Here is a 24665-nt window from a genome sequence, read left to right as displayed (position 1 = left end):
TTAAGCCCTTTTTGTTGTGCCTAAAAACGCTGCGCATTAGTTAGAAATGGGCACCGTCGGCTCGAAATTTGGAGAGAAAAGTGAATAAAAACACAAAAATTCGGCTACGCAATGTCTATGTTATTGGTTGCGTACTAACGCTAATACTAATGCGGAGTAACGCTTGAGAATAAGTTCATTACCACAACACCCGCTAAAATTAACGTCATTCCCACTAGCGCACCTAAATCTAATTTTTGCCCATACATCACCCAAGCGATCACCGTAATGAGCACAATACCCAATCCAGCCCAAGTCGCATAAGCAATACCAACAGGAATAGTTTTTAGCGCCAAGGATAGAAAATAAAAAGATAATACGTACCCCACAATAACCACGATTGAAGGCATTATTCTTGAAAATCCATCGCTTGCTTTAAGTGCAGAAGTTGCCACAACTTCAGTTAAAATAGCCACACTTAAAAATATCCAACTTTTCATTTTTACTTTCTACGCAGACAAAACAGCCGCGCAGTATAAAGACTAAATAATAAAAAAAACAGCCTAGCATGTTATCTCTATGTCTGATCATCTGTACATTCAGTCATCATATAATACCTTACGAAACCGCTCTACTCTCTAATCAATACCATAGCTTTTTTGACTCTTGACACAAAAAATATTGAATTCGTTTCTCGATGAATTAAGCTTTCATCTATTCAATGTAAACAATATGACTCATTCAAAACAGTAACATAGACTTGATAGCTATTAATCGAGAATGACGCTATCTAGTTAAAGAGTTAAGCACATGGCCTGTGCTGGCAATGTGCATAGTCTTGCCGCTTATATCTGCATAAATGTTAGCGGCATTCGGTAAAAAATTATCGATGCTGTTGTTTAAGCGCCACACCCGGCAAAAATAGTTGCTTTGTGGCGCAGACTCAATCCAACTTTATAAGGCCGCAGTGGCCCATAAGCCGCTGCGGATTGGATTGACTAAGCCCACCATAACCAACTTGCGCATTCCCCATTAGATGCAAAAAAATGGTTTCACAAGTGGCTGGCCATATATTGCTCGGATTAAAACGCTAGGCAGATCTTACCGAAGTGCTTGCCAGACTCTTGGTAGCGGAACGCGTCAGCGATCTCTTCCAGCGCAAATGACCGGTCAAGGATCGGGTGCATGTCGTTTGCTTCAATCGCGCGGATCATTTCTTGCTGATGGTTTCGGCTGCCCACAATCAGTCCTTGCAGGCGGACCTGTTTCGCCATCAGTTTTGCGGTTGGAATATCCCCAGCCCAGCCAGTCAACACCCCAATGAGCGCGATATGGCCACCAATGCGCACGGCATCAATAGATTCTGGCAGAGTGCTAGGGCCACCCACTTCTATAACGTGGTCAACGCCCTTGCCGCCAGTTATTTCCTGAACCTTAGTGCCCCAGGCCGGTGTGGTTTTGTAATTGATGGTGTGGTCGGCACCCAGTGCGGTGAGCCGTTCCAGCTTTTCGTCTGAAGACGACGTAGAAATAACCCGAGCGCCCATCATCTTGGCAAACTGCAGTGCAAAGATAGACACACCACCGGTGCCCATCGTGAGCACGGTATCACCTGCTTTTAAGCCGCCATCAACAACAAGCGCTCTCCATGCGGTTAAGCCTGCGGTGGTCAATGTGGCGGCTTCGGCATGGGTGTAGCCTTTAGGGGCGTGGGTGAACCAGTTCGTTGGGCGGACAACCTGCTCGCGTGCGTAACCATCCTGGCCATCACCGGGTGTGGTACTGAAGTTTCCAATAAGAGCGGGGCCAGTTAGCCAATCAGGGAAGAATGTCGACACGACAGGGTCACCAATCTTAAATTCGCTGACACCTTCACCGATGGCTTCTACAACGCCGGCGCCATCCGCCATGGGGATGCGGTTGTCTTCGGTCGAGATGGCTCCGACAACCACTGCATAATCGTGAAAGTTGAGAGAACAGGCTCGAATACGTACTCGTATTTCGCCAGGCCCCGGTTCGCCAGGTTCCGCGCTATGGTTAAGCTTGAGCTGGTCAAGACCGCCCGGTGTAGAAAGGGTCATGCTTTTCATATTAAGTCCTCTAATTATTTCATGTATAGGAAATGTATAGCAGAATTAGTGCTACAACTTTTCTCAGCATTGAGCAACAAGCTGTCTACTTTATGTATACGGGGTAATCTGTGTAGCCTTTGTTGGTTCCGCCGTACATAGTCGATGGATCGGCTTCATTTAATGGCCATTCGTATTTAATGCGTTCAGGTAAGTCTGGATTAGCAATAAATGGCCGGCCAAAACCAAAAATATCACCATGACCTTCAGTCAATATTCGAAGCGCTTTTTCTGGGGTATATTTACCTGCATACATAATTAAGCCATCAAAGGTTGATCTGACTTCTTGATAAAATTTTTCAGGTAAATCTGGAGCATTATCCCAATCAGCTTCAGCAAGCGATAAATAAGCAATGCCAATATTATTTAAAATTTTAATCGCTTCGATATAGGTTAGGTGAGGGTCACTTTCAACTAACCCTAAATACACTCTGACTTCGTCGGTACTTTCAAATAATGGCGCAAACCTTACTCCGACTTTATCTGGCCCCATAACACTGGCAACCGCTTCGGTTATTTCTTTTAGAAAACGTAAACGATTCGCTAAAGTACCACCGTACTTATCGGTTCTATTATTGGTATGCTCAGAGATAAACTGATTAACAAGGTAGCCATTAGCGCAGTGTAATTCAACGCCATCAAATCCAGCTTCTTTGGCGTTAATTGCCGCCTGTTTATACATCTGTACAAGCTCTTCAACCTCGGCGGTAGACAGTGATCTTGGCTCACTTGGGTCGGCCAAGGCGCCTTGATCTGGAGCCGTTTCAATAAACACCTTAACGGTGTCTGCTATAAGGTCAGATGGGCCAACAGGTGCTTGCTGATCTGGCTGTAATGAGGTGTGAGAGACGCGTCCAACATGCCACAATTGGCAAAAGATAATACTACCTGCATCATGTACCGCTTTGGTGACTTGTTTCCAGCCCGCAATTTGCTCGGCACTATGAATGCCCGGTGTCCACGCATATCCTTGCCCTCTAGGTTCAATTTGTGTTCCTTCCGTCACCATGAAACCAGCGCCCGAGCGTTGAGCATAGTACTGCGCCATCAGTTGATTAGGAATATTCCCAGGCTGATCACTTCGTGAACGTGTCAGTGGTGGTAAAACAATACGATTTCTTAAGGTATATGGACCTAATTGGGTTTGTTTAAATAAGTGAGAGAACTTCATTTTATGTGACTCCGAGAATGTGATTAAAATAGACCTATCGGTGATCTATGTAAGTTGATCAAGCTATTTTTCTGTTGGCTATATGCGTCAAGCATGGGTTGAGGCGTTTCTCGACCAATACCTAATTTGTCATACCAAACAACGGCAAAAGGGTCGAGCTTAGTCGAATAACACTATGCATCTGACTTCAATGCTTATCCGCACAGCTGATTTTTGATCACTCATTGGCAATGAAAACGCGCTATGAGGAGTCCTTGAAATAGCGCTATCTAGGTCGCTATCAAAGACTTTAAAATTGAGTTGTTCTTGCGATGTCATTTGAGGATAAAAATACCAACGATTATTATCGTCATAACTAAAAGCTTCTATTTCCCCGATACGATCAGGATAAGCCACCGGTAACTTTTGAGATTGTTCGGGGTGAAATGTTCTTGCATCTCCAAGTGCCAAAGGACTATCGAGTACTACATCAACTAAAGGGATCCAAGTATTTATAAACTGAAACTTTTTATAATCACTTGCATTTAGGCCGCTTTTTTTCAGTTCTATGTTAAGACGGTTTTCTGCTGAACTCGCCACGTAATCGTTATGTACGGTATGAATAGGAGCGCGCTTTTCTGTGCGCGTTAAATGATCTTCAACCGAGCGAATGGTATGGTCAAAAACAAGACATTGGCTGGCATTGGTTAGATCCAAGAGGTGCTTTATTATTTGTGGATAAAGCTCTGTTTGAACAAGGTTATCGTCAAAATAGTTCGCAATAACATAATCATTTTTAGCTAAACCAAAGCCATCATTATTGAGTGATGGAGGGGTATTCAATAAGCGCGCATTAGCTATTTCAACGAGTCGAGTATCAACATGTTCCGTTAGCTTATTCGCACTTTTTGCTGTGGTTGATAAATCAAAAATGGCACTAGAATCTGATTTTATATAATTAATTTCTGCTTTAATTGATGACTGTTTTTGACTTACCCCATCCAACAACATAATGGATCCTCCGTGCGAAATACTGCCGCTAATGAATTAGATGGGATGTATGCTAAACTCTCTTCAATACAAAAAAAAACAATATAAAATTGTTGGGGATACAAATATTAGTGGTATCAATAGACTTGATATAAAACAACTGCGTATTCTCCAGTTGTTACTTCAGGAAAGAAATTTATCTAAAGTGGCAAATTTATTGGGCTTAACTCAGCAAGCCATTAGTGAGCAACTGAAAAAGCTAAGAAATACCTTTGATGATGAACTGTTTATAAGAACCAGTAATGGCGTGACGCCCACCCATGTTGCAGAAGAAATGGAGCATAAGGTCAATAATATACTGGCTGATATTGACAATTTAATCTCTGGTGATCACTTTACCCCGGCTGAACTATCGGGGGTTTTACAGATAAGCGCCTCAGATTATGCCTTAGTGACTATTTTGCCGATGTTACTTAAACAGGTGAATAAACAAGCTCCGAACCTGAAAGTTATCATTAGGGATTTTGAATCGGACAATTTACATCAGCTAATGGTCACTGGTGAGCTTGATCTCGTATTCACCTTCCCAGAATTTATTCCGCAAGATTACCCAAATATGCGCTTATTTGAAGATCGCCATGTTTGTGTGACAGGAAAAAACTCAATTTATCGTGATAAGAAATACAGTCTGAAAGAAATCGCGCAGCTACCGCAAATCGTTATTTCACCTTCTAGACCCAATCTGAAAGGCTCTCATGATTCCTGGTTTGCAAAAAAAGACCTGAAAAGGAATATTTTAATGTCAGTACCCAGCTTTTCGTCAGCATCTACCATAATAGAGGCCACAAATACGATTGCTTTCCTGCCGGCGAGATTATTACCTGACCCCAGGTTGGTTGCCATTGAAATTGAACAGAGCCCTCCCAGCTTTGATGTTATTGTCGCTTGGCACAAACGTTCAGAAAAAAATCCGTTGCATCGATGGTTATTGAATATCCTTGATGATATTTTTCATTCATAGCACAAAGTAGCATGTTAATTAAGCGTGCGGATCAGTTGGAAAGTTAACCCTATAGCCAGCGTTGGTCATTTACAGCGCCTTGCTGCTTATTTCTGTATAAATGTTTGCGGCATTTGCTTAAAAAATTATCGGCGCCGTTTTAAAACACTGTCCATATAATTAGATTTAAAATAATAACTTATAAAACAATGTGGACATTAATACACAAGAATTACCAACCAAGATCACACCCCCATCTCTATCGCTTTTTTAGGGGTGAAACTACTCCCTACCGAAGCGATAATCACCAAACCGATGGCAGACCACTGCAACAAGGTCAATTGCTCACTTAGTATCATAAGACCTGCCAATGCGGCAATGGCAGGCTCTAAACTCATCAGCACGCTAAAGGCCTGGGTGGGCATATTTCTAAGCGCCACCATTTCCAACGAATAAGGCAAGGCACTGGATAACACCCCCACCAATAACCCAAGCGGTAGTACTTCCCAGCTCAATAACGCTAAGCCTTGGCTCACGGCGCCAACGGGTACTAGCACTATGGCTGCTACCGTCATGCCTAATGCCACAGTAATTCCACCTGATGCTTGCTTGCCGGTGCGCGTACCAAACAAGATGTAACCGGCCCAGCACGCCCCGGCCCCAAGTGCCATTAATGCGCCCGTAATATCAAGCCCTTGTGCACTGGATAAGTCAGGCAGCAGCAGTAAAATCCCCGCAATGGCACAACCGACCCAAAATAGATCGCTTTTGCGCTTTGAGCCAAACAAGGCTACTGCCAAGGGGCCGGTAAACTCAAGCGCAACCGCAATCCCTAACGGAATACGTTCAATGGCTAAATAAAACAAGATATTCATTCCGCCTAAACACAGACCATAAATAATAATGCTCTGCCAATCTCTGCCTTGAGGTAATGCCCGCCATGGACGAAATACTAGCCAAAGTACCGCAGCGGCAAAGCCTAAACGCAGTGCTGTGGTGCCTTCTGGCCCAACCAAGGGGAAAAGTTGTTTTGCTAACGAAGCGCCAGACTGAATGGTCACCATCGCCAACAAAACACTACCAACAGCGGTCAGAAGTACACGATTGATTTGCATATAGAATACGCCAAAAAATGAAAAAACTATGTGTCGGCATTCTACCTGAGGCAAGTCAAACACGGCAGCAATTATTACTGCTAGGCACAGAAGTCATACCATTGAGTGAATTGTGGCAACCGTTAACTTACCTAGAGATCCTCATAATGGTGTTTAATGTTCATTTACCTAATTGCGAGTCTGAGTAACAGGTCATATAAGGTAGACTCACGCCTACTGTATAAACACGGCTTCTCGTCGGCTTACTTGTTTGATTGTGGCTGCAAAAATTTAATAAATTCGATCTTACTGTCGGTTATTGAACCGTTATTCTCATAACCACAGATTTGATAGCCACTTCCGATCAGCATCTGCAACATTGCCGGAAATTGGTTCATGGATTTAACGTTAATAGAATTAAAGCCATTCTCAACAGCCCAAGATTCTTGAAGTTGGCGCAATTGAGAGGCCACTTTCATTTGGCGATGTTCAGGAATAACACCACCTAACCAACTGTAAAACTGACCACCAGCCAGCTCGTAACCCACTTTAAAGCCAACAGGCTTGAACTCAAATCGAGCAACTAGAATTAAATGGTTTCTCCCAGCCAATCTGTTACCAATGCTGTCTGCAAATATGACATTTGCAAACTCTGGGGTTAACGCTAAGACGTCCAAAATATCTGATACCGTCCCTGAACCAAATTGGTATTTCATGAGTCCACCATTTATGCATTGTGTTTAACGTTTATTGCAAACCATATCATTCATTTTCAGATCTCAACTCATCATGGATAATGATGTTTAAAAACCTATTACAGTCAATCAACAAGTTAGCTGAAAATCCAACTATTCAATAATCTACCAGGCATAAAAGCAAAGGTCCCCGCGACAATGAGACCACCACAATACAATATAATCATGCTTCGTTTGTGTCCCCGAACATTGCCTTTTTTAATATAAAAATAGGCTGCAGGAACAGCGTAAAGCGTTAGAAGACTTAACAAATGAATATAGCCAAAGTGATTCAAAAAGCTACTTCCGAGTTGAGCAGGCATAAACAGTGACACTATGGCAGTAAACAACATCAGCACCATATACACTTTGCCTAATGCTTTGTGCTTAGGTGTACCTTTTCGAACAGCAAGTAAATAAGTGCCAATGAAAAATGCCGGCACTACAGTAACTAAATGCAGATAGGATAAGTTGATGTAATCCATTTTGTTTTACTCCCTGTTAGCGAGATTGATGCTTGCAGAATTAATTAGCAATGCTATGTAGCACTGTGATCATGATGTGGTTAACATTAACCCCAACATACCCAGACCAAACCCAAATACCGCCCCCATTGGCGGGGCCCAACGATTTTCTAGTTTTGCCTGAGGCGCTAAATCTTGAAATATTGAATAGAGGATACCACCCGATGCGAAAAGCATGACTGCGGCAATCACTTTTGGCGACTCTGATAACCATAAATAGCCAGACATTGCTGCTATAGGCCCAAGCACAGCCATTAAACAAAACATGATGATAATTTTTTGGGGCCTATAAGCAGAAGAGGCATTTAATTCACGATAGGCACTAAACCCTTCAGGCACGTTTTGTAACGCGATTAACGCTGCCAGTAAGAACGCATTGTTACTTCCCGTGGCGAACGCCGCACCTAGTGCGATTGATTCAGGAATAAAATCCGCTAGCATGGCTGCTAGTTGAGTGGCTGGGGTATCTATTTTGTTAAGGTAAATATCAAGGGCCATAAAGCTAAGTCCGCCCACCATAAGCCACATACAAGCCGATAATGGATCAAGATGCGCTATGCCCTCTGGCACTAAAACCAAAGCAACGGCTGACAATAATGCCCCGCCCCCAAAAGCCATGACACTGTGCCTAAATTCCTGTTCAAGCCACTCACTGCTCACATTCTCAAAATGGGCAATTAAAGCACCTAACGGCATAGCCAAACCAGCAAGCAGTGTGGTTGCTAAAACAGTTAGCAGCAAAGACATGATTTGATCCTTTTAGGGGTATGACACCACATTAAGTGTCTAGATATAGAGGGTTAACATATTGGACTGAGTGAAAACAGCCAACGGTATTTTTCCGTTTGAATGGCTTATTGAGCTAAGTCGCCGTGGGGCACAAAAGACATCGACAAACCTTACTGCAAGTCGGTTACATTCTCGAACGGTTATTAACCACTGGATAAAAACAGTCTTGGTCACAGCCAATATCGGACTTGTTCAACACTTGGGATAAGCCCGCGGCGTCGCGCGGCCTATCCTTATTGGTTAGACATACAATAGGACTACTTAATCGCTCTTTTAAGCCACGGCCCAATAAGATTGTGTGCATTCAAAATGATAGAAAAATGATTTTCTTTATCGACGATTTTAATTTCCTTGCGCACTTTGTTGTCACTATTATTTTGCGCAAACAGGGTCACTTTTATGGGGTCAAACGCTTCATCTTGCTTTCCAATCCATAATCCAAATTGCTGTAAATCAGATAACTGAAGATCAGGAGAGTGTGGGGTAAGCGCATTTGACATATTTACGGTGTTAAATGGAACGATTTCAGGGTTTTTGCTTAACACAGCATCGGGGAAATTGAATCTAACCGCCTTGGAATGACCTAAAAATAAACCGCCACTTATAGTATTAATAATAAAGTTTGACGTTTTCACAGTAGAAAACTCAATACCTATATTTTCACCCTTGTCGTAGTTGGTTTCTGAACGAAAGCCAAAATACGGAGCAAGAAACACATACCCTTCAACCTCCGCTCTTTGATCCCAACTCGAATAATTAAGCGCTAGGCCTGCACCACTGGAATGCCCGCCAATAAAAATAGGCATATCTGGATATTTATCACGCGCAACTCTGACGATGGTATTAATATCAGCCCACACTTGTTCAACATCTGGGGCATCACCTCGATCACCTTGTGAACTACCATGTCCTCGAATATCTGGCATATATACCGCTATATCAAAATCATCACGTAATCCAACACCAATGTGGTTATAGATCAGCCCACTATGAGCACCCGCTCCATGATAAAAAATCAAAACTGCTTGCGGTTTTAGTGGCAGATACGCGCGATATGCTAAAGACACATTATCAGTTGCTGATATGTATTCAACAGGCTGTAGCGGCTTTTTATCACCCTCTTTTATCTCAGCAAGTGAGAAAAACGTTTCGCTAGATTGCTCTAATGGACTGGCGAGTAAATTATGAGCCAAAAAAATTGATGGCAATATTACCGCAATATTCATAAGCATCGATTTTAACTTCATAAAATTTCCTTTATTTAAGTCGTTCTGGAGCATTAGAATAATAAAACTACCAAAGTGGCATACACAGTCATTTTATGCGACTAATGCCGCAATATGCCCCAAGTAAAGACTTATCTAAATCATATGGCCATATAATTCTCAATGATGTGTTATGCATCTTCTTTCTCTGTCTTTTCTATAGTCGCACTTAATTTTTGATATATACCGAGCGCCACAATTAAAATTGCGGATACCATGATGAGCAAAGCCGGATACAGTAAAAGGCTAATGTCTTTCGTACCTGCTTTAAATATAAAAACCAACCCTTCAATGCTGACGGCAATAGTAATGATTACAATTATTTTTGTAATGGTTCTTCTTACTTCTTTAGGGTCTCGCAGCTCTTTGTCCTTAAAGACTTCTTCTTCCATCATATACTGTGCAACATCAATAATGGCTGCCGCGATTATTATAGCGGCTACAGCCTGAAGCATTAATGGAATAAATCCAGAGTCATCCTTTATAGCGGAAATGACATCATAAACAGACCACAGCATAATTATCAGGGATAGGATGATAAGGACCACAGCCGCGAACAGATGAACGCCAGCGAATATAGTATTAAACAATTTTTTCATATTTTTTTGACCTTTAAAAATTTATCAACAAATGAGGCCCTGTCTGACATCGAGTAGCGCCCTAACGAGACTATAGAATGTCAAAAATGAAAATGATGCTTAATAGGTTTCACTCTTCAAGCTCACTCTTTTTAACGTCGCGCACAAGGTAAAATAGGTTTTAGAGAAATGTGACAGCCTTAATGCCTCGTTAAACGGCGGGAAAAGTTAGCTATGATTTGTGAGCAGCGAGCACAATAAACCATTTAGTATCGGTTCAACAATGTGTTAACCATTTTTGGGTAAAACATTATAAGCATTCTTTACTGTATCATATCCATATACACGCTCTAATTTTCGAATAATAAAATGCCCTCTCGCCATGTCTTGAAAGTGGTCAATAAATAAAGTATTGATGATTGCACCACCCGCAGCGCCTATAGCAGGTACAGCTTGAGCCGCGGCTTTTTGAGTAACTTGAACACCAAACTTTTCAGCAATTTTAGAAATTAGCTTAATTAACACAGGAGCGGCTTCATCGGTAATACCTTTTTTAACCATAAATTCAGCCGCTTCAGAGACTGATTTTGCAAGAGCGGCTCTGATGGCAAAATAGCCAGATTCACTACTATCATCTAAATCACTTTCGCCACCCAATGCGAACACTTCTAAACAAGCCATTTTTGTTTCCGGTGTGGTAATCAACTCTCCTTCACTACGGGCAATATCAGCTATAGAACGCAGCATTATTGATGTTGAAATAGGCAGTTCAACAGCTATCGCTGCCAAGCCAAAGAATCCCCCCACACCCCCACTCACTGCTGCGCCAAATTTATGCCAATGATTAGACGATTCTTCTCCGGGAATATCTTTCATGGTAAAGATTGCCGCTTCAGACGCTTTGAGCAGCGATTTCTCTGTCACTTTAGCGATATTTTTATGCCAATTATCAGGTAATAAGGCTAAACCTTTTTCAATAGGGGTACCTATAAAATGAGTTATTTTTACCGCGAGCCCAGGGTTTTCTAATAATGATTTGGCCACTAAAAGCTCTTTTTTATGTGATTCTGAAATATTCAAATAAACTCCTTTATGGTGAAGCAATACAAGCAAGCGGTTCTGCATTGCGTATTCAACTGATGCTGGCTATCGCGGGCATGATTTTTCCATCATGACCAGAGAGAAAATCAGCCTTAGCAACCCGCAAAGGGAGCGCCGCCACACGCAAATCGTATCCAAAAATGTCACGTCAAATCGGTCGGAATTTCGATCGGTCAGTGACATAATAAAGCCTCTTAGTCACGCCCCACTTCGGGCATGTTCAGCTCTCGGGATAGGACGCGGCTTCGCGCGGCCTATCCTTATCGTTAGAAGTACATTGACGCATCAATTATTGATAAGCAATACTCAATTATGCTTCCTATACGCTTGCCTTACTTTCGAAACAACCTCTCGAGACGACCGGTCTATTAACTCAGTCCCATTTTTTCTGCAGTTTCGGCACCAGTCAGGTTTACCGTTTCATTTTCGAACCGATAAAACGAAGGCTTATCGTCTATAAAATATTGATTCTCAACAATAAAATATTCATTATTATTGAAAGCACCCGCTAGGATCATATGCTGATTACCCTGCAATCGATAAAATAAATGGCTACCGCAATTTTTGCAAAACCCACGTTCCGCCCATTCAGACGACTTATAGACTGAAATACTCTGTTCATTTTCGAACGAGACACTATCACCACAGTAAACAGCCATTTGTGGTCCTCCATTCCATTTGCGGCACATGCTGCAATGGCAAACACCCACGCTATTGCCACTTTGAGCGGCAAATTTAACGGTGCCACAAAGGCAACTTCCACTGCTGTTTTTTACATCTGACATCGTCATTCTCCTGGGTAATTAATCATTGTCAATGTCCGAGTAATAAGCATCCATATCACTGACAAGTGCTGCATAACGAGTTATTGGATATCGAATCATAGTCTACATCAATCGATATTCTGGATTTCTTCAACAATTTAGAGATGGCTTCAAGAATGTAGAGATTTGTAACCTTAGACTTGAAAGTTCTATCTGTAAATGCTCGCCTCTTCATCACCTTCTCGCACTTTAAACACCAACTTGCTGACGCTGGCCGGCTTTTGGGGAATAAAAAATGCGTGCTTTGACTGATGTACGCCCACCATGGGCATCAACTGATGAGTTAAAAGTCCTCTGCAGCAAGATCATCGTTAAGCTAACTTATCGTTATTAAGCGTTAACGATTAGCCAATGGGAAGGGCTTGACCGCGATAACGGATTGAGGCCGCTAGCACAATAAATGTTTAAAGAGTGCGAGCTGATAAACATCATATGAGGCGTAGGCTAGAAGTGAGTTGGCAGAGGCTGATCTGCATCGCAAGGGTGTTGCACATTTTTAGGCGTAGTGGATCGGATTTCATTAGGGGCCGCTAGACTGTTAAGCCCGTATCGATTATAAACATCAGCACAGTACAAGCGTTTTTAGCGGGACATGATTCGTATCAAAAGCAATGACAAGACTGAACGGTTGAATAAAAGATAAAGGCCAAAAACTGTTGCTAGACTCACCGAGAGCGTCCGTATATGGCTCAGTTTATTGGTCGCGTAAATACGTTCTTGCCTTGTTGCGCCCCCATGGCAATTCGGTAACTCACTAGGCGCCTCGTCACGGCAATAAGCTATCTTCGGCATCCTGGGGAATAGTGCGAATACTAAAAAGGCAGCCTAGGCTGCCTTTCGTTATTTAAAAAATCTCATTATTTTACGTATTTTTTAAAGGCTTCATCAACCGGCGTATCTGCCAAGTGATTAGTGTAGTTGCTCATTACTTTTTGAGATAAGCCAACAATAATTTCTAAAAGTTGTTGTTTACCATAACCTGCCGCAAAGAATGTTTCTATTTGCTCATCGCTTATCACACCGCGCTCGCGCGTCATTGCCAGTGTTGTTTCACGTAAAACCTCAAGCTTAGGGTTAGCAAGTGGGGTTTTGTTAACTAATGCATCAACAATGTCTTGATCTACTTTCATTGCCGCTGCAATGCCACTATGAGCGGGGACGCAGTAGTGGCAGTTATGCTCAACATTAATTGATTGCCATACCACGGTTAGCTCTTGTGCATTGAATGATGTTTTTTGAAACAGCTCATGCAGTACTTGGTAACCTTTAAGTAAGGTCGGTGCTTCAGCCATTATTGCATGTAGGTTAGGTAACATACCAAATGCGGCTACCGAATCGGCGAGTAAAGGTTTTGCTTCTTCTGGTGCGGTCTCGGCTGTGTATAACGTAAATTCTGCCATGTTTGGCTCCAATAAAAATATAAATATAAGTAACGTGACAACAATACTATTTGATTTTGAGCGACTGCTCAAGTTAAAATTGAGCAATTGTTCAAATTGATTGGAATTAACATGGTAAACAAGGTTAAATTTGAGCGCGAGAATGTCATTCGCCTAGCTAGCCAACTGTTTTGGGAAAAAGGTTTTCATGCTACTTCTACGCGCGATTTACAAGACGCCATTAACATGCGTCCTGGCAGTATTTATTCTGCATTTGGCTCTAAAGAAGGGCTATATTGTGAGTCGCTTAAAGACTACACCCTAGATATGAAAAACCAAATAGAAGGCTTTTTATCGACTTCCGATTCTATAGTCGGTGGGTTGCACGCATTTGTAGAAAATGTGCTGATTAAAACCAAAGCTTGCAGCCCAAGTGCCATTTGCATGCTAGTAAAAGCAAACAGTGAATTTGCCGATAAAGACAGCCATTTATATGAACTGAGTGTAGATTTAGCCGCTAAATTTGAAGGCTATCTTACGGCTATTTTTGAGCAAGCCATTGAGCATAATGAGCTAAGCGATAAGTTGTCGGCAATAGAGTACGCGCGCTTTTTTCAGGTTCATTTTACCGGATTACGCGGCTACGTTAACCGGCCTGGCGTTGAGCCATTAGCTCAACCGATGATCAATCAAATGTTTACCGTGATGAAAAACCTATCAATTTCCCCGGCTCAATTTTTTGAATAAAAATGGCAGATAAATGCTATCGTTTTAATGTCTGATGTTAAGTAATAAATTTTAACTTGAGTATGGCAGGGCTAAACGCTATCTCATCTAAGCAATAAGCAACAGGCGGTAATTGGGCTGCCATCATGAAGCAAGTCTGGCAATTCGAAAACCTGTGGCTGACAAAAAAACCATGGGTGGCTTAACTGAATGAAGCGGACAGCGGTTGTTAACCTTACCTCAAAGCCTTTGCATTGATCCTTAAAACGACGCTTTAGAAAAATGTTACCGATAAAGAGAGCTTTGTGCAACAGAGTCAAAATCATATTTAAACTCAAGGTCTTGACCAATATTGCGCGCTTTTGTCTCCCGTAACACGACTGTTCGCACCACCAAACTAATGCTGAAGATTTGGGTAAGGCGCTAACCCATCATCGCCAAGTACCGCCTTTGCTTTATCAATCCCCCTAGGCAGAGAGATCTGCGATGCTCACTTCATTACCGATAATGTATTTTCGATTTTCAAGGTGCATATCTAACACTTAATAGTGCCCGCTCCGCTTCAGACTATATGAGCCCGCGGTTGGGCCATAGAGTGTCTCAACGGAATAACCATCGCTGGATAAGTCGTGTGTAACGAGGCATGACCCAATAGACCATAAGAAAAACCACGGTCCCTGTTACGGCAAGCGTCGTTATAAAATGATTATCGGGAACGTGCAAGAGTCGCAACACTGGTGCAATAACTATCGGAACACCCAGCACTAAAGGGTAGATAGCGGACCATGTCACTATGTACTGCTTCCAGCGCACGGGTACTTTAGCTTTGGCCCTTTCTGGGGTAAACCAGAAATCCAGTCCACTACTTATAAAGAAGTCGTCGCCAGTAGCTAATAGCGGCTTAACCTTTTCGATCAAACGAGAGCGAGTCGGCGACTCCATCCATTGCTGCAAATGTGATCGTGTGTCGAATCGGATAATGATCGTGTATGTTCCGGTTAGTCCAGAAATCGGACGGACGATGTGCCAGTCCAGATGGCCTGGCGAGGCTTTGCAAAGGGGCGCAATTTCATTAAACCAATTTTCGTATTCAGCGTGCTTGCACTCACGCACTCTATGGGTAATGACAACTGTCGCCCCTTCTAGATCGCTGGCGCTCTCAGAAGCTGTATCTGTATTCATAATATCTGTGGCCTAATATTGCTCAACACCTAATAACTGGCGAAAAATTGTGGGCTAAAATGAAGTGAAGCACAATAGCCCGCGGTTTTTACTTCAATTAATTGACTTGTTGAACGTCCATTAGTGCAGTTTTTAAATCAACGTTTAAATCCGCTTTTAAATAAAATGCCTGTGCAGACCCGCTAGATTAATTCATCTTCAGAAGATGAAGTTTGCCGGCATACCTTTAACGGCATAAGCACAATTTAAGTAACCGTCTTCATTGCCCCATAAGACAACAACACCGCCATCTTAGCTAATTGAGACAGCTATCGTTGCCTGCACCAATGGGATCACCTTGTATGTTGATCTCACTTGGCTCTGTAGCACGATATGCAAATAAATTTGTCATCCAAACACCACTATAGCCCTATGGCTTCGCAAAATGGATACCACATGTAATGGTAGGATGGTGTTCAACTTCATTTACTGTTGATGGATTTAAGCTAATTATCATTGCAAAAGACTTTGATTAACCCCAAGTTCGCCATCAGCGGCGCTAGGTACTAGCATCCGTTTGAATGGATCGGTTGAGCTGAATTCACTCTCCAGAAATTGATGTGATGTATTCACGAAGTAACTACACCAAGCTACAATTCCTAACCATTTTGCACCGTCTTCGATAAAATATTCCCAATGACCTAGAAGCCGCCACAACTCTGGCGGAAGAATAGCGTCAATAACAACAGAAAAACCAAGAAATACTAACGCCAACAATAAAAAATAGTAATTTGTTTTCAAAATAAGCGATCTAAAAGTGAGTAGATAAGCCGATACCGCAACGCCCAGAATCAGGTAGACCACCTTTTCATTCAATCCAAGATACTGAGATACTAATGAGTCATGAAATTGGAATAAATCGTCAAGCATCAAATAAAGCGTCAATAGGGCTGAATAATATAAAAAATTAACTATCTCTCTTTGGTTGCTATGGCGAAGCACCCTTGCCATAAAAAAGCATATTGACACGACCGCGCACCACAGAAGAATGCCCAGACTTGAAAGAAACCCAGAAAGAGGATGGATGTTACCTATCGCGGCAACATCTCGCGTCATAAGAGGAATATCAACGTCAAAAATAAAGCTCATCTCCGCTACCACTACTAATGCAGATATAGAAGCAATAAAAGTAAATAACAATTGTCTACTAGGTATTTTTTTCATCACAGAAATCTCCATTTTCTAGTAAGCCTAACGCCGATGCTCAACGGCACCGGCTGTGAGGGCGCTGTAATCTCAACGTATCATTCCGACGAGAAGACAAACCCGTAAAAAGAATAGACTATGCCATCACCTTCTGCTTCATCAATCCGATCGTTATAAATTAGCTTGTCCTCTACCGCATCAACAGACTCATCCTAAACCTTGGATGATATATTGTTCCTGATATACGCTAGGCGTTCATCGACACGCTCTGAAAAATTATTGCCCCATCCAATTATGTAAAGTGTCAAGCGAGGGCGCCATCGGAACGACTTATATAAGCCCATCTTTTCTAATGAAATAACATTGCTTCTTTGTACATTTATTACGCTAGTTTTTTTTACGACAGTCTTTTACGATTATTTAAACGTACAAATTGAACTGGAGTTATCAATAAATGGAGTGTAGACAGAAAAATATAAGTCATACGGCTGATTCAACTTAGCAGAAGATACTTGATATCAATCAAATAGAAATAGGGTTACTGGTTTCAGGTATTATAGATAAAACACACCGCCAAGGTTGGCAATTTGAAGCGCCGTTTTCGATCTAAATGCTCACTGTACTCAGTTAATGCCGTCAAGCCCTAACCGCACCGTTAAATAAACGCCCCAAATCGATGATAATGTTAAGCCTGTTCTCTACTGGGATGTTGAGCCTATCTAGAATGGGTTGGCTGCTTGAGCTTTTATCTTCACAGATAATTCGGCCCGTATCGTCTACCAGCACAATGTAGCCTTTGACGCTAAACATGAAGCTAACCATCTTGGGTGGCAATGCTTTGCTGTGGCAATGCGTTAATGTTTTGTTCGAGATGTTACCGACTATCATAATGGCTCAATGATAGACACCAGGCGAGATCTGTTTTAGAAACGACACTCAATCGTAAAATTGAGTCGGTTCATTGATGTGGAAACACGTAGTAATTCCGTCTAACAGACAACATTCGGCGTTGACGCTTAGATCTATATATTTTAGTACTGTGACGCGGGGATATTGTCACCCATTACCTCCCTCTGGGAGATATGGGTTAGATAGGCCTAGTCATTTCAATAAAAATGGATACCTCTAGCTATAAGTCATTTCCCTATGGGGGTAAATACCCACGGCCGTTTTTAGCTAAATTACTCACACCTACAGTCTCGTCATTTAGCGCGCTGCCGTAATTATCACGACAATGAACACAAGGGCTCATTTTGTTGACGAAGCGGCCTTTTTTAGTATATTTTCTCAAATAAGCATGTGAAATCTCGACATTCTGTCGATCTAGTCCAATAGCATCGCCCAATTTTTGCCTCAAATCACTTACCGCGACATCTTCAGCACACATGTTGTCATTTGCACACCCCCAACCTATAGTTTCCTTGCTGGGATCGCTGTGTAAATATCTAGCCGCAACCCAAGGACCACCGTGGTAACCCGTTGGCTTGCCATCAGGAAAATTAGAGGGCCTATTTGCCTGCTCGTAGGCTATGAGTTCAAGCTTGTCTATTGGGGCGCGATCGCAGAGAGTATCGTGAAACGCTGGGCGCGCTGTGGTTACAAAATAATTATGATTGTGACTGATTTTTAAATCACGACAATAGTGTGAATCTTCAACGTTGTTTATGCTTTCTATATCAGCTACGGCATCACTGCAGGCTACTATTTTGTCACCCACATTGAGATCTACAGCCTTTATCCAAGCCTCAGCAATAAGGTAAAAACGATGTTCTTCTACAACAAGCATCGACGTTTTTAATTCACCAATAGAATATTCAATCTCTATCATATCTTTAGCAACACTTCTCAATATCAGTTCAATCGGGTTAAGTTAAAGCGCTACAAACGCGGAATTAATAACCTTACATATCAATGGCTTGTTATGAAAACCCCACTAATAAAGGCTAAACCAAGCCATATAATGCAATCGCTATGTGCTACCGGGCTATTTCTATTTTAACGTTAATTACACCATTAGATATATTGCCAATACTGCTGAAAGCAGACTTTGAAAGATCAATGATGCGTCCTTTAACAAATGGACCACGATCATTGATTTTAACGATAACGCTTTTACCATTATTGGTATTGGTAACTTTTACATTTGAACCAAAGGGTAAATCTCTATGCGCGGCTGTTTTTTGATTGTGCTTATATAGATCACCGCTAGCTGTTTTTCTGTTTTGATATCTATCTGCATAGAATGAGGCTTGTCCAGACTCAGTGAAGCCTATCCAGTTGTCACCAGCACTCGGCTGAATCGAAGTACAACCTGCTAAAATACAGGAAAACGTTAAAAACTGAATTTTTCGTGAAATGGCTACCATTTTTTGTCTTTTAGTGTGTTCACATAACGAGCCTGAAGAATAACTCGTTTTGTTGTCATTTAATCATGTCATAAACACTAACTGACTTTGAATAGTGATTCAAATGAAACCGCTATTTTCATTGATCATTACGCTGAACACCATTTTGGTATCCTAGAAAGGGTTTCGGTGGGGTTATCGGTGAGCAATTTGGCAAACTATTACCATGACGTTATGTCAATTCAGGCTATGTGTTAACTTTTTAATGTTATCAACGAGACAATAAATCTGCCATTAGGTATTCACTGTTTCTTGGCCGAATGAAAGCTACAGCCAGCCATGGTTATCATCAATAACATAGCCTCTTTCATCAGCATTCACATTAAGCGAAACAGGCAAGTGATGGCTCCCCGCTCATTAACAAGAGTGCATACGCACGGGTGTCAATCACAAAGATAATCGCGAGTTCAAGAATGCGTGGATAAGCCCCATCGCGGCGATGCTCATATTATCCGTTGTCATATTGTCAGTTGTCATATTGTCAGTTGTCATATTGTCAGTTGTCATATTGTCAGTTGTCATATTGTCAGTTGTCACATTATCAGTTGTCATATTATCGATATCACACAACAATGCTTACCCACAACACCTGAACAGCTGTGGCAACTTTCCATCTGCCTGGAGAAGGCGAGTTATCCAAACCCACTATCGTTTGTCTTGCACTGACCTGTATCAGTTACCATTGAAGAAAGGTAATAACAGACTAATGCTTTACTATCCGCCAACACTAATAGGCGTCCATGTTTATTTGAAAATCACGGTTATTTTAACATCATGTTTATTTTAACATATTATAGATAACGGCTACTAACCATACACTTATGCCAGCAACACCCGACCAAGCAATTAGACCGATAAAGAAACCAGACCACGTTAGAGTCCAATTCATATCCGATAAATTAGCATGCACCATGTGCCCCGAGATTAACATCATAGGTTCCGGAAAAAAATGTACAGTGGCGCTACAAATAACCCAAAGTAATGCAAAAGAAATTGCTGCTGAAATAGCCATTGTTGTGGGTTTTATACTCATAGCTTCCTTTAATATCGCTAGGGTTAAATTGAGTTAAAAAACATAATGCTTTATGTAGAAGCAACATGTAATTGACGAATATAGTGTCCCTGTTTAATTTTTGTTATGTCTCGACTGGGCACTCAGTGCTATGTTCTGTTGGTTGTGGCGTTATCGTCATCACCTTAACTCCGTCCGGTGATTCAAAGCGATGCCAAATCCCCTTTGGAATGACTAACATTTGACCCGATGATAATTCGTTACGCTGTTGTTGATGTTGGTTTAATAAAATCAAGGTTGTTTCACCACCTAACACCTGAACGAATTCGTCACCATTAAGGTGCCTTTCCCACTCACTAAAACCTGAGTAATGAGCCACGTATATTCCGCCATCTCTATATTCTGATAACAAAGTAAAAGCATCTTTTGCTTCATCGGCAGTCGTTTCAGCTGTTCTATTTTTGAGAAACTTAACTTTCGACAACGCATCTTTAATTGTGATTGCTATAGATTTAGACACTTACGGGATCCTTGTAGCTATATAATGGCTTAATAACTGGCGAAAAGTCGTCGCCTAAACGTGATCGTAACGAAAATAGTCCGCGGTTTTAAGTCCTGTTGATTAACGTATTAAAGATAAATCTATCAATCAAAGGTCGCTCTATCAATCATTTATCTGCACACTTGATGCATAGCGAGTAAGACGGGTCCACCTCTAGTCTGCGGATGTTTATCTCTTCCCCACAGGTGAGGCAAAAGCCAAAATCATCAGCGGCAATTCGGCGCAACGCGCCCTCAATGCTTAAGATCTGATGTTCACGCCGCACTTTTGCTTCAATCGCCATGCTTTGCGCACGCATCGCATCCATTCGGCTTAGCCTACCAACGGCCGATTGATCCAGTTCCACGGCCTTTGCTGCGTCGTCAGACGTGCTGCTTAGGCTCATGAGTTCAGACCGCAGTTGCAGCAACTGCTGTTTGAAATTTTTGATTTGCGTTTCGTCCATCTGCGTATGCACTCCGTTCTATCGCATTAATAACTGGCGAAAAATTGTGGACTAAACTTGAGCGTAGCAAAAATAACCCGCGGTGTTTAATCCAGTTGATTAACGTGTTTATTCAAGACTGGCAAATCAAAGCTAATAAATAATTGACCAACAAAGCAGCTAGTTACCAATTTTGTCCCCTTCCTTATGTTCTACAGCTTCTCCAACATCAGCGTCTTCTGTAGGTTCTGGCGCCGAGGGGTGAGCATTTTCTTCCGCCTGTCGCGCGGCTTCTCTTTCGGACTCTCGTAACAACATCGACTCAATCCGCTCATGCAAAAGGTTGTCATTTTTTTGCCTTCGCTGCCATTCCAAAGACAAATCTCGATAAAGCGAATAAGCCATTAACACCATCAGCAGCATAAAAGGAAAAGCCGTCACAATAGAGATCGTCCGCAACCCCAGCAGCCCCCCACTAAGCAGCAGCACTCCCGCCATCAATAATTGCAACACACCCCATAAAATACGCACAAAGCGGGTAGGATTAAGAACACCTTTCGACGTAAACATACCCAACACGAAAGTAGCCGAATCTGCAGATGTCACCACAAACATAGACACCAAAAGAACCGCAACAATCGCCGCATAAAAGCCACCGGGTAATTGATCTAGCATGGCATAGAGCCCTGCGGGCACTTCCTGCGCCACTGCCGCAGCGATACCCGCGTTTTCGAACAGCTCAAAATAAATAGCGGAGCCGCCAAAGGTAGAAAACCAGAGCATACTCAATAGCACTGGCACAATCATAACGCCTAAAACAAACTCCCGAATAGTGCGTCCCTGAGAAATACGGGCAATAAAGCTGCCGACAAAAGGTGCCCAACTAAGGCCCCAAGCCCAATAAAAAATGGTCCATTCTTGCACCCAATGCGCACTAGAATACGGCGTCGTTACCAAACTCATCTGGATAATATTACCCACGTATTCGCCCATAGTTTGGGTCAATTCACTGAAGATAAAAGCCGTAGGCCCAAGCATTAAAACAAACAGCAATAGACCTGCAGCCAACACCATATTGGCATTACTCAAGTAACGTATGCCGCGATTTAATGGCGTCATGGCTGACAGTATGAACAACGAGCCGAGTCCGGCAATGATCAGTAACTGGGGAGTGATTCCGTAAGGCATACCAGAGAGCCGAGACAGACCACTATTAATCTGTAACGCCCCCAGCCCGAGCGTCGTTGCCACACCAAAAATAGTAGAAAGCACCGCCAAAATATCAATCGCATTTCCCCAACCGCCATCGACACGGTCTCCCAACAAGGGCCGAAAAGTTTCGCTAATTAAACCACGACTGTTGTGACGAAACCTCACATAGGCAATGGCCAGCCCCACCACCGTAAAGTTGGCCCACTGATGCAGGCCCCAATGAAAAAAGGCATAACGCATACCCGTCTGCGCAGCTTCTACTGAGCCTGGCGCGCCTATTCCTAAAGGCGGTGAACTAAGATGAAGTATCGGCTCTGCTACCCCCCAAAAGACCAAACCAACCCCCATTCCACCGGAGAAGATCATCGCCAGCCAGCTGCTAAAACTAAATTCAGGAGGTTCATCATCAAGACCAAGGCGAATAATGCCGAACCGAGAAAAAGCCAAGCCCAAAGTAAAGAGCACAAAACCGCTACTGGTCAGAAGATACAACCAACCAAAATTGCTCGTCGTCGCATTCAATGCTTTCTGTGCCAACCTTTGTGTTTCATCAGGTTCGACAGCCGCAACCGTCAAAAAGGCAACAATCAGAAATATTGATAGATAAAAAACCACCCCCACATCCCCAAGCAGTCGATTTACCCAGCACTTAAGCTTTCCTACGCCACTGCACATACTACTCCTTAACCTTCTGGCTATTCACAAGCAGCTAAGTTAAGCCATCCATTGTTATAATCGGTAACATTAGCGACAAATTAAACTAAGCCATTCATTGTTATAGTATTCAACATAGTCTCTTTCAGCATTCATTACGATAGTCTTCGATTATTCCAGTTGATAAATTGGGAATATTGTTTAGCAGATTGAGCATTATGAAGTGAGAGGAAGATGAAAAATGAAGGAAATAGCGGATTTAACCCGGCAATATAAGCTTGATATCAATCAAGCTAAATAGGCACATAAAATAGAATGGTTAGGTGTTAAGCACCATCAGCAAGCTAAACCTAGCCATAGTTATCCTCATTTTCCTGCAAATAAAGTAAACTAAAGACTAGACCAATGTTTATTATTTACTGACAGCTCAATATTATAAGTAATAGTACAACGTGAGTTACAGCTTCTTAGTCATCGGTTTTTACTTTACTCTTTGTCGCTTTATCGCCCATAGCTTGCATTTCTTTTACTGCTTTTAGGCGACATACCGCCAGTTGCTCTAAACGCATCGTTTTAATGGCCGCAAGTGGATCATCAACCGGATTGCCTCGCTGCGACATAGCGTACTCAAAGCTATTATCAACGGGATTATCATCATTATTTTTAGTTGCCATCGTTGTACCTATGGAAGTTGTGTCAATTCAATAACATTTTTATCTGGATCGCGAATGAAAATAGATGTTTTACCATCACCAAAGGTAGCGGGTCCTTCAGTAACGACTAATCCAATAGACTCTAGGTACTGTTTCGCGTTTACAGCAGAGTTAACTTCTAATGCATAATGCGTATAACCAGGATATTTGTTTTCAACATCCATTAGTACGTTCTTCTGATTATTATCATTGCTACCGCTATCCAAGAGATTTATTTCTACTCCACTGTCATGTTTCAGTACCACAACATGCTCTTTCGAGTCTTGCCTAGTTACCGAAAACCCCAGTTTTTCATAAAATCGGATCGCTCTATCAAACTCCATTACTCGAATACCAACATGATCAAGACTCATTATCTTCATGATTTTATTTCTCATTTTAGGGTCTAACGCCCTGCTAATAAGTGAACCAAGTGCTGGCGGGCGATTTGCTCAGCAAACGGCATAACAGCCTTAGTGAATATGAATTTAGCAGCGTGTTATATTTATTGTCGGCCAATGACTATTGGTGCTATAAATGCAAAAACTAGGATCAAACGCCCGCTAATTAAAAGAGGCCTGAGTAAATGACCTTTCCTCGATAGCTTTCATCCTTGAGCAAACTGTAATCTGCTTCTAGTATAAACACCATAAACTTATAAGAGTTACTGATGGGTTTATTTTTGATAAGTTGAAGGTTTCCCCGTTCAAGCCAAACTTCGGAGGGGCAGACTCCAAGAGATTTAAAACACGTTTAGCCGCCACCAAATACTATAAAGCCAAAGGAAACATCGAAAGACAGAGTAATGGCCAAATTGCGGTAATAAATTCACTCAAATGATCCCACCCTTAGAACCCTAACGTTCTAGTATTTATGCGTTGCGCTGTTTGCGATGCATACATTGTTTATTGGATTTGGCCGATGCCACAGCCACATTAATCGGTAACGCCTTACTTAGCGTAAGATGCTATAGAAATTTGCTTTTTTGTCGGTAGTTTTTGTACAAAAACTCGGCTAATCGTTTGTTCTGATGACATCTTTTAAGCTAGGCTTTGAGCTGTTTCATCACTTTCTA

At 42.1% G+C, this 24665-nt stretch carries 28 protein-coding genes and 1 pseudogene; 4 read left to right on the top strand and 25 right to left on the bottom strand.

Going from position 1 to position 24665, the window contains the following annotated elements; genetic code table 11:
* Positions 1-146 precede the first annotated feature (146 nt).
* From EGC80_RS05395 to EGC80_RS05380, 4 genes are all read right to left on the bottom strand, one after another.
* A complete protein-coding gene (locus tag EGC80_RS05395; protein WP_101033577.1) occupies positions 147-479 on the bottom strand; it encodes a DMT family transporter in 333 nt (110 codons plus the stop codon).
* A gap of 582 nt (positions 480-1061) precedes the next feature.
* Positions 1062-2069 carry a zinc-dependent alcohol dehydrogenase family protein gene (locus tag EGC80_RS05390; protein ID WP_101033575.1) on the bottom strand — a complete coding sequence of 336 codons (1008 nt, stop codon included), beginning with the start codon at positions 2067-2069 and terminating at the stop codon, positions 1062-1064.
* 85 nt (positions 2070-2154) lie between these two features.
* Positions 2155-3279 carry an alkene reductase gene (locus EGC80_RS05385; protein ID WP_124012972.1) on the bottom strand — a complete coding sequence of 375 codons (1125 nt, stop codon included), beginning with the start codon at positions 3277-3279 and terminating at the stop codon, positions 2155-2157.
* A gap of 159 nt (positions 3280-3438) precedes the next feature.
* Positions 3439-4269, bottom strand: coding sequence for a CmcJ/NvfI family oxidoreductase (locus EGC80_RS05380; RefSeq protein ID WP_124012971.1), 831 nt, complete (start codon positions 4267-4269; stop codon positions 3439-3441).
* Between the two features lie 49 nt (positions 4270-4318).
* Between EGC80_RS05380 and EGC80_RS05375 the strand changes: the two genes are divergently transcribed.
* Positions 4319-5269 (top strand): LysR family transcriptional regulator, encoded by a 951-nt coding sequence (locus EGC80_RS05375; protein WP_283107419.1) that lies wholly within the window; start codon positions 4319-4321, stop codon positions 5267-5269.
* Positions 5270-5493: 224 nt separating this feature from the next.
* Here EGC80_RS05375 and EGC80_RS05370 read toward each other — a convergent pair whose 3' ends face one another.
* On the bottom strand, positions 5494-6363 hold the full coding sequence (locus EGC80_RS05370; protein WP_101033569.1) for an EamA family transporter: 870 nt from the start codon (positions 6361-6363) through the stop codon (positions 5494-5496).
* Between the two features lie 17 nt (positions 6364-6380).
* On the opposite strand from EGC80_RS05370, the gene EGC80_RS22380 reads away from it, so the two are divergent.
* The gene (locus EGC80_RS22380) at positions 6381-6551 is read left to right on the top strand and encodes a hypothetical protein (protein WP_164839424.1); all 171 of its coding nucleotides are present in this window, start codon (positions 6381-6383) and stop codon (positions 6549-6551) included.
* Positions 6552-6605: 54 nt separating this feature from the next.
* Here the strand turns inward: EGC80_RS22380 and EGC80_RS05365 are convergent, their stop codons facing one another.
* The 8 genes from EGC80_RS05365 to EGC80_RS05330 all read right to left on the bottom strand — a co-directional run bounded on the left by EGC80_RS05365 (position 6606) and on the right by EGC80_RS05330 (position 13557).
* On the bottom strand, positions 6606-7058 hold the full coding sequence (locus tag EGC80_RS05365) for a GNAT family N-acetyltransferase (RefSeq protein ID WP_124012970.1): 453 nt from the start codon (positions 7056-7058) through the stop codon (positions 6606-6608).
* A gap of 116 nt (positions 7059-7174) precedes the next feature.
* Positions 7175-7561: a DUF2306 domain-containing protein gene (locus EGC80_RS05360; RefSeq protein ID WP_124012969.1), complete on the bottom strand. Its 387-nt coding sequence runs from the start codon at positions 7559-7561 to the stop codon at positions 7175-7177.
* A 69-nt stretch (positions 7562-7630) separates the two neighbouring features.
* Positions 7631-8347: a ZIP family metal transporter gene (locus tag EGC80_RS05355; protein WP_124012968.1), complete on the bottom strand. Its 717-nt coding sequence runs from the start codon at positions 8345-8347 to the stop codon at positions 7631-7633.
* Positions 8348-8646: 299 nt separating this feature from the next.
* A complete protein-coding gene (locus EGC80_RS05350; RefSeq protein ID WP_233768598.1) occupies positions 8647-9582 on the bottom strand; it encodes an alpha/beta hydrolase in 936 nt (311 codons plus the stop codon).
* Positions 9583-9785: 203 nt separating this feature from the next.
* Entirely contained in the window at positions 9786-10253 is a 468-nt protein-coding gene (locus tag EGC80_RS05345) for a hypothetical protein (RefSeq protein WP_124012966.1), read from the bottom strand.
* Between the two features lie 267 nt (positions 10254-10520).
* A complete protein-coding gene (locus tag EGC80_RS05340) occupies positions 10521-11312 on the bottom strand; it encodes an EcsC family protein (protein WP_124013017.1) in 792 nt (263 codons plus the stop codon).
* Positions 11313-11701: 389 nt separating this feature from the next.
* Positions 11702-12118 carry a GFA family protein gene (locus EGC80_RS05335; RefSeq protein WP_124012965.1) on the bottom strand — a complete coding sequence of 139 codons (417 nt, stop codon included), beginning with the start codon at positions 12116-12118 and terminating at the stop codon, positions 11702-11704.
* 896 nt (positions 12119-13014) lie between these two features.
* The gene (locus tag EGC80_RS05330) at positions 13015-13557 is read right to left on the bottom strand and encodes a carboxymuconolactone decarboxylase family protein (protein WP_101033557.1); all 543 of its coding nucleotides are present in this window, start codon (positions 13555-13557) and stop codon (positions 13015-13017) included.
* A gap of 111 nt (positions 13558-13668) precedes the next feature.
* On the opposite strand from EGC80_RS05330, the gene EGC80_RS05325 reads away from it, so the two are divergent.
* The gene (locus EGC80_RS05325; protein WP_124012964.1) at positions 13669-14283 is read left to right on the top strand and encodes a TetR/AcrR family transcriptional regulator; all 615 of its coding nucleotides are present in this window, start codon (positions 13669-13671) and stop codon (positions 14281-14283) included.
* A gap of 579 nt (positions 14284-14862) precedes the next feature.
* On the opposite strand, the gene EGC80_RS05320 is transcribed toward EGC80_RS05325, so the two are convergent.
* The 6 genes and pseudogenes from EGC80_RS05320 to EGC80_RS05295 all read right to left on the bottom strand — a co-directional run bounded on the left by EGC80_RS05320 (position 14863) and on the right by EGC80_RS05295 (position 18995).
* Entirely contained in the window at positions 14863-15444 is a 582-nt protein-coding gene (locus tag EGC80_RS05320; RefSeq protein ID WP_101033553.1) for an antibiotic biosynthesis monooxygenase, read from the bottom strand.
* A gap of 295 nt (positions 15445-15739) precedes the next feature.
* Positions 15740-15841: pseudogene (locus EGC80_RS22960) on the bottom strand (DUF1643 domain-containing protein); the annotation flags it as partial.
* A 95-nt stretch (positions 15842-15936) separates the two neighbouring features.
* Positions 15937-16647, bottom strand: coding sequence for a hypothetical protein (locus tag EGC80_RS05310; protein WP_101033551.1), 711 nt, complete (start codon positions 16645-16647; stop codon positions 15937-15939).
* Between the two features lie 618 nt (positions 16648-17265).
* Entirely contained in the window at positions 17266-17439 is a 174-nt protein-coding gene (locus EGC80_RS22640) for a hypothetical protein (RefSeq protein ID WP_232772110.1), read from the bottom strand.
* A gap of 334 nt (positions 17440-17773) precedes the next feature.
* Complete coding sequence (locus EGC80_RS05300; protein WP_124012962.1) at positions 17774-18457, bottom strand: hypothetical protein; 684 nt, start codon at positions 18455-18457, stop codon at positions 17774-17776.
* A 148-nt stretch (positions 18458-18605) separates the two neighbouring features.
* Complete coding sequence (locus EGC80_RS05295) at positions 18606-18995, bottom strand: septal ring lytic transglycosylase RlpA family protein (protein WP_124012961.1); 390 nt, start codon at positions 18993-18995, stop codon at positions 18606-18608.
* Between the two features lie 456 nt (positions 18996-19451).
* On the opposite strand from EGC80_RS05295, the gene EGC80_RS22525 reads away from it, so the two are divergent.
* The gene (locus EGC80_RS22525; RefSeq protein WP_206191845.1) at positions 19452-19700 is read left to right on the top strand and encodes a hypothetical protein; all 249 of its coding nucleotides are present in this window, start codon (positions 19452-19454) and stop codon (positions 19698-19700) included.
* 112 nt (positions 19701-19812) lie between these two features.
* On the opposite strand, the gene EGC80_RS05285 is transcribed toward EGC80_RS22525, so the two are convergent.
* The 6 genes from EGC80_RS05285 to EGC80_RS05260 form a co-directional block, all read right to left on the bottom strand.
* Positions 19813-20067 (bottom strand): DUF5676 family membrane protein, encoded by a 255-nt coding sequence (locus EGC80_RS05285; RefSeq protein WP_101033544.1) that lies wholly within the window; start codon positions 20065-20067, stop codon positions 19813-19815.
* Positions 20068-20170: 103 nt separating this feature from the next.
* Entirely contained in the window at positions 20171-20566 is a 396-nt protein-coding gene (locus EGC80_RS05280) for a cupin domain-containing protein (protein WP_124012960.1), read from the bottom strand.
* Positions 20567-20714: 148 nt separating this feature from the next.
* Positions 20715-21053 carry a TraR/DksA family transcriptional regulator gene (locus EGC80_RS05275; protein ID WP_124012959.1) on the bottom strand — a complete coding sequence of 113 codons (339 nt, stop codon included), beginning with the start codon at positions 21051-21053 and terminating at the stop codon, positions 20715-20717.
* A 159-nt stretch (positions 21054-21212) separates the two neighbouring features.
* A complete protein-coding gene (locus EGC80_RS05270; RefSeq protein WP_124012958.1) occupies positions 21213-22919 on the bottom strand; it encodes a BCCT family transporter in 1707 nt (568 codons plus the stop codon).
* Between the two features lie 446 nt (positions 22920-23365).
* Positions 23366-23572, bottom strand: coding sequence for a hypothetical protein (locus tag EGC80_RS05265; protein WP_101033534.1), 207 nt, complete (start codon positions 23570-23572; stop codon positions 23366-23368).
* An 8-nt stretch (positions 23573-23580) separates the two neighbouring features.
* Positions 23581-23988, bottom strand: a complete 408-nt coding sequence (locus tag EGC80_RS05260) for a VOC family protein (RefSeq protein WP_124012957.1) — start codon at positions 23986-23988, stop codon at positions 23581-23583.
* Between the last annotated feature and the right edge of the window lie 677 nt (positions 23989-24665).

The sequence above is a fragment of the Shewanella psychromarinicola genome, from assembly GCF_003855155.1.
GTDB lineage: Bacteria > Pseudomonadota > Gammaproteobacteria > Enterobacterales > Shewanellaceae > Shewanella > Shewanella psychromarinicola.
The sequence above is the reverse complement of the archived record's forward strand: the minus strand, read 5'-3'. Positions and strand labels throughout refer to the sequence as shown.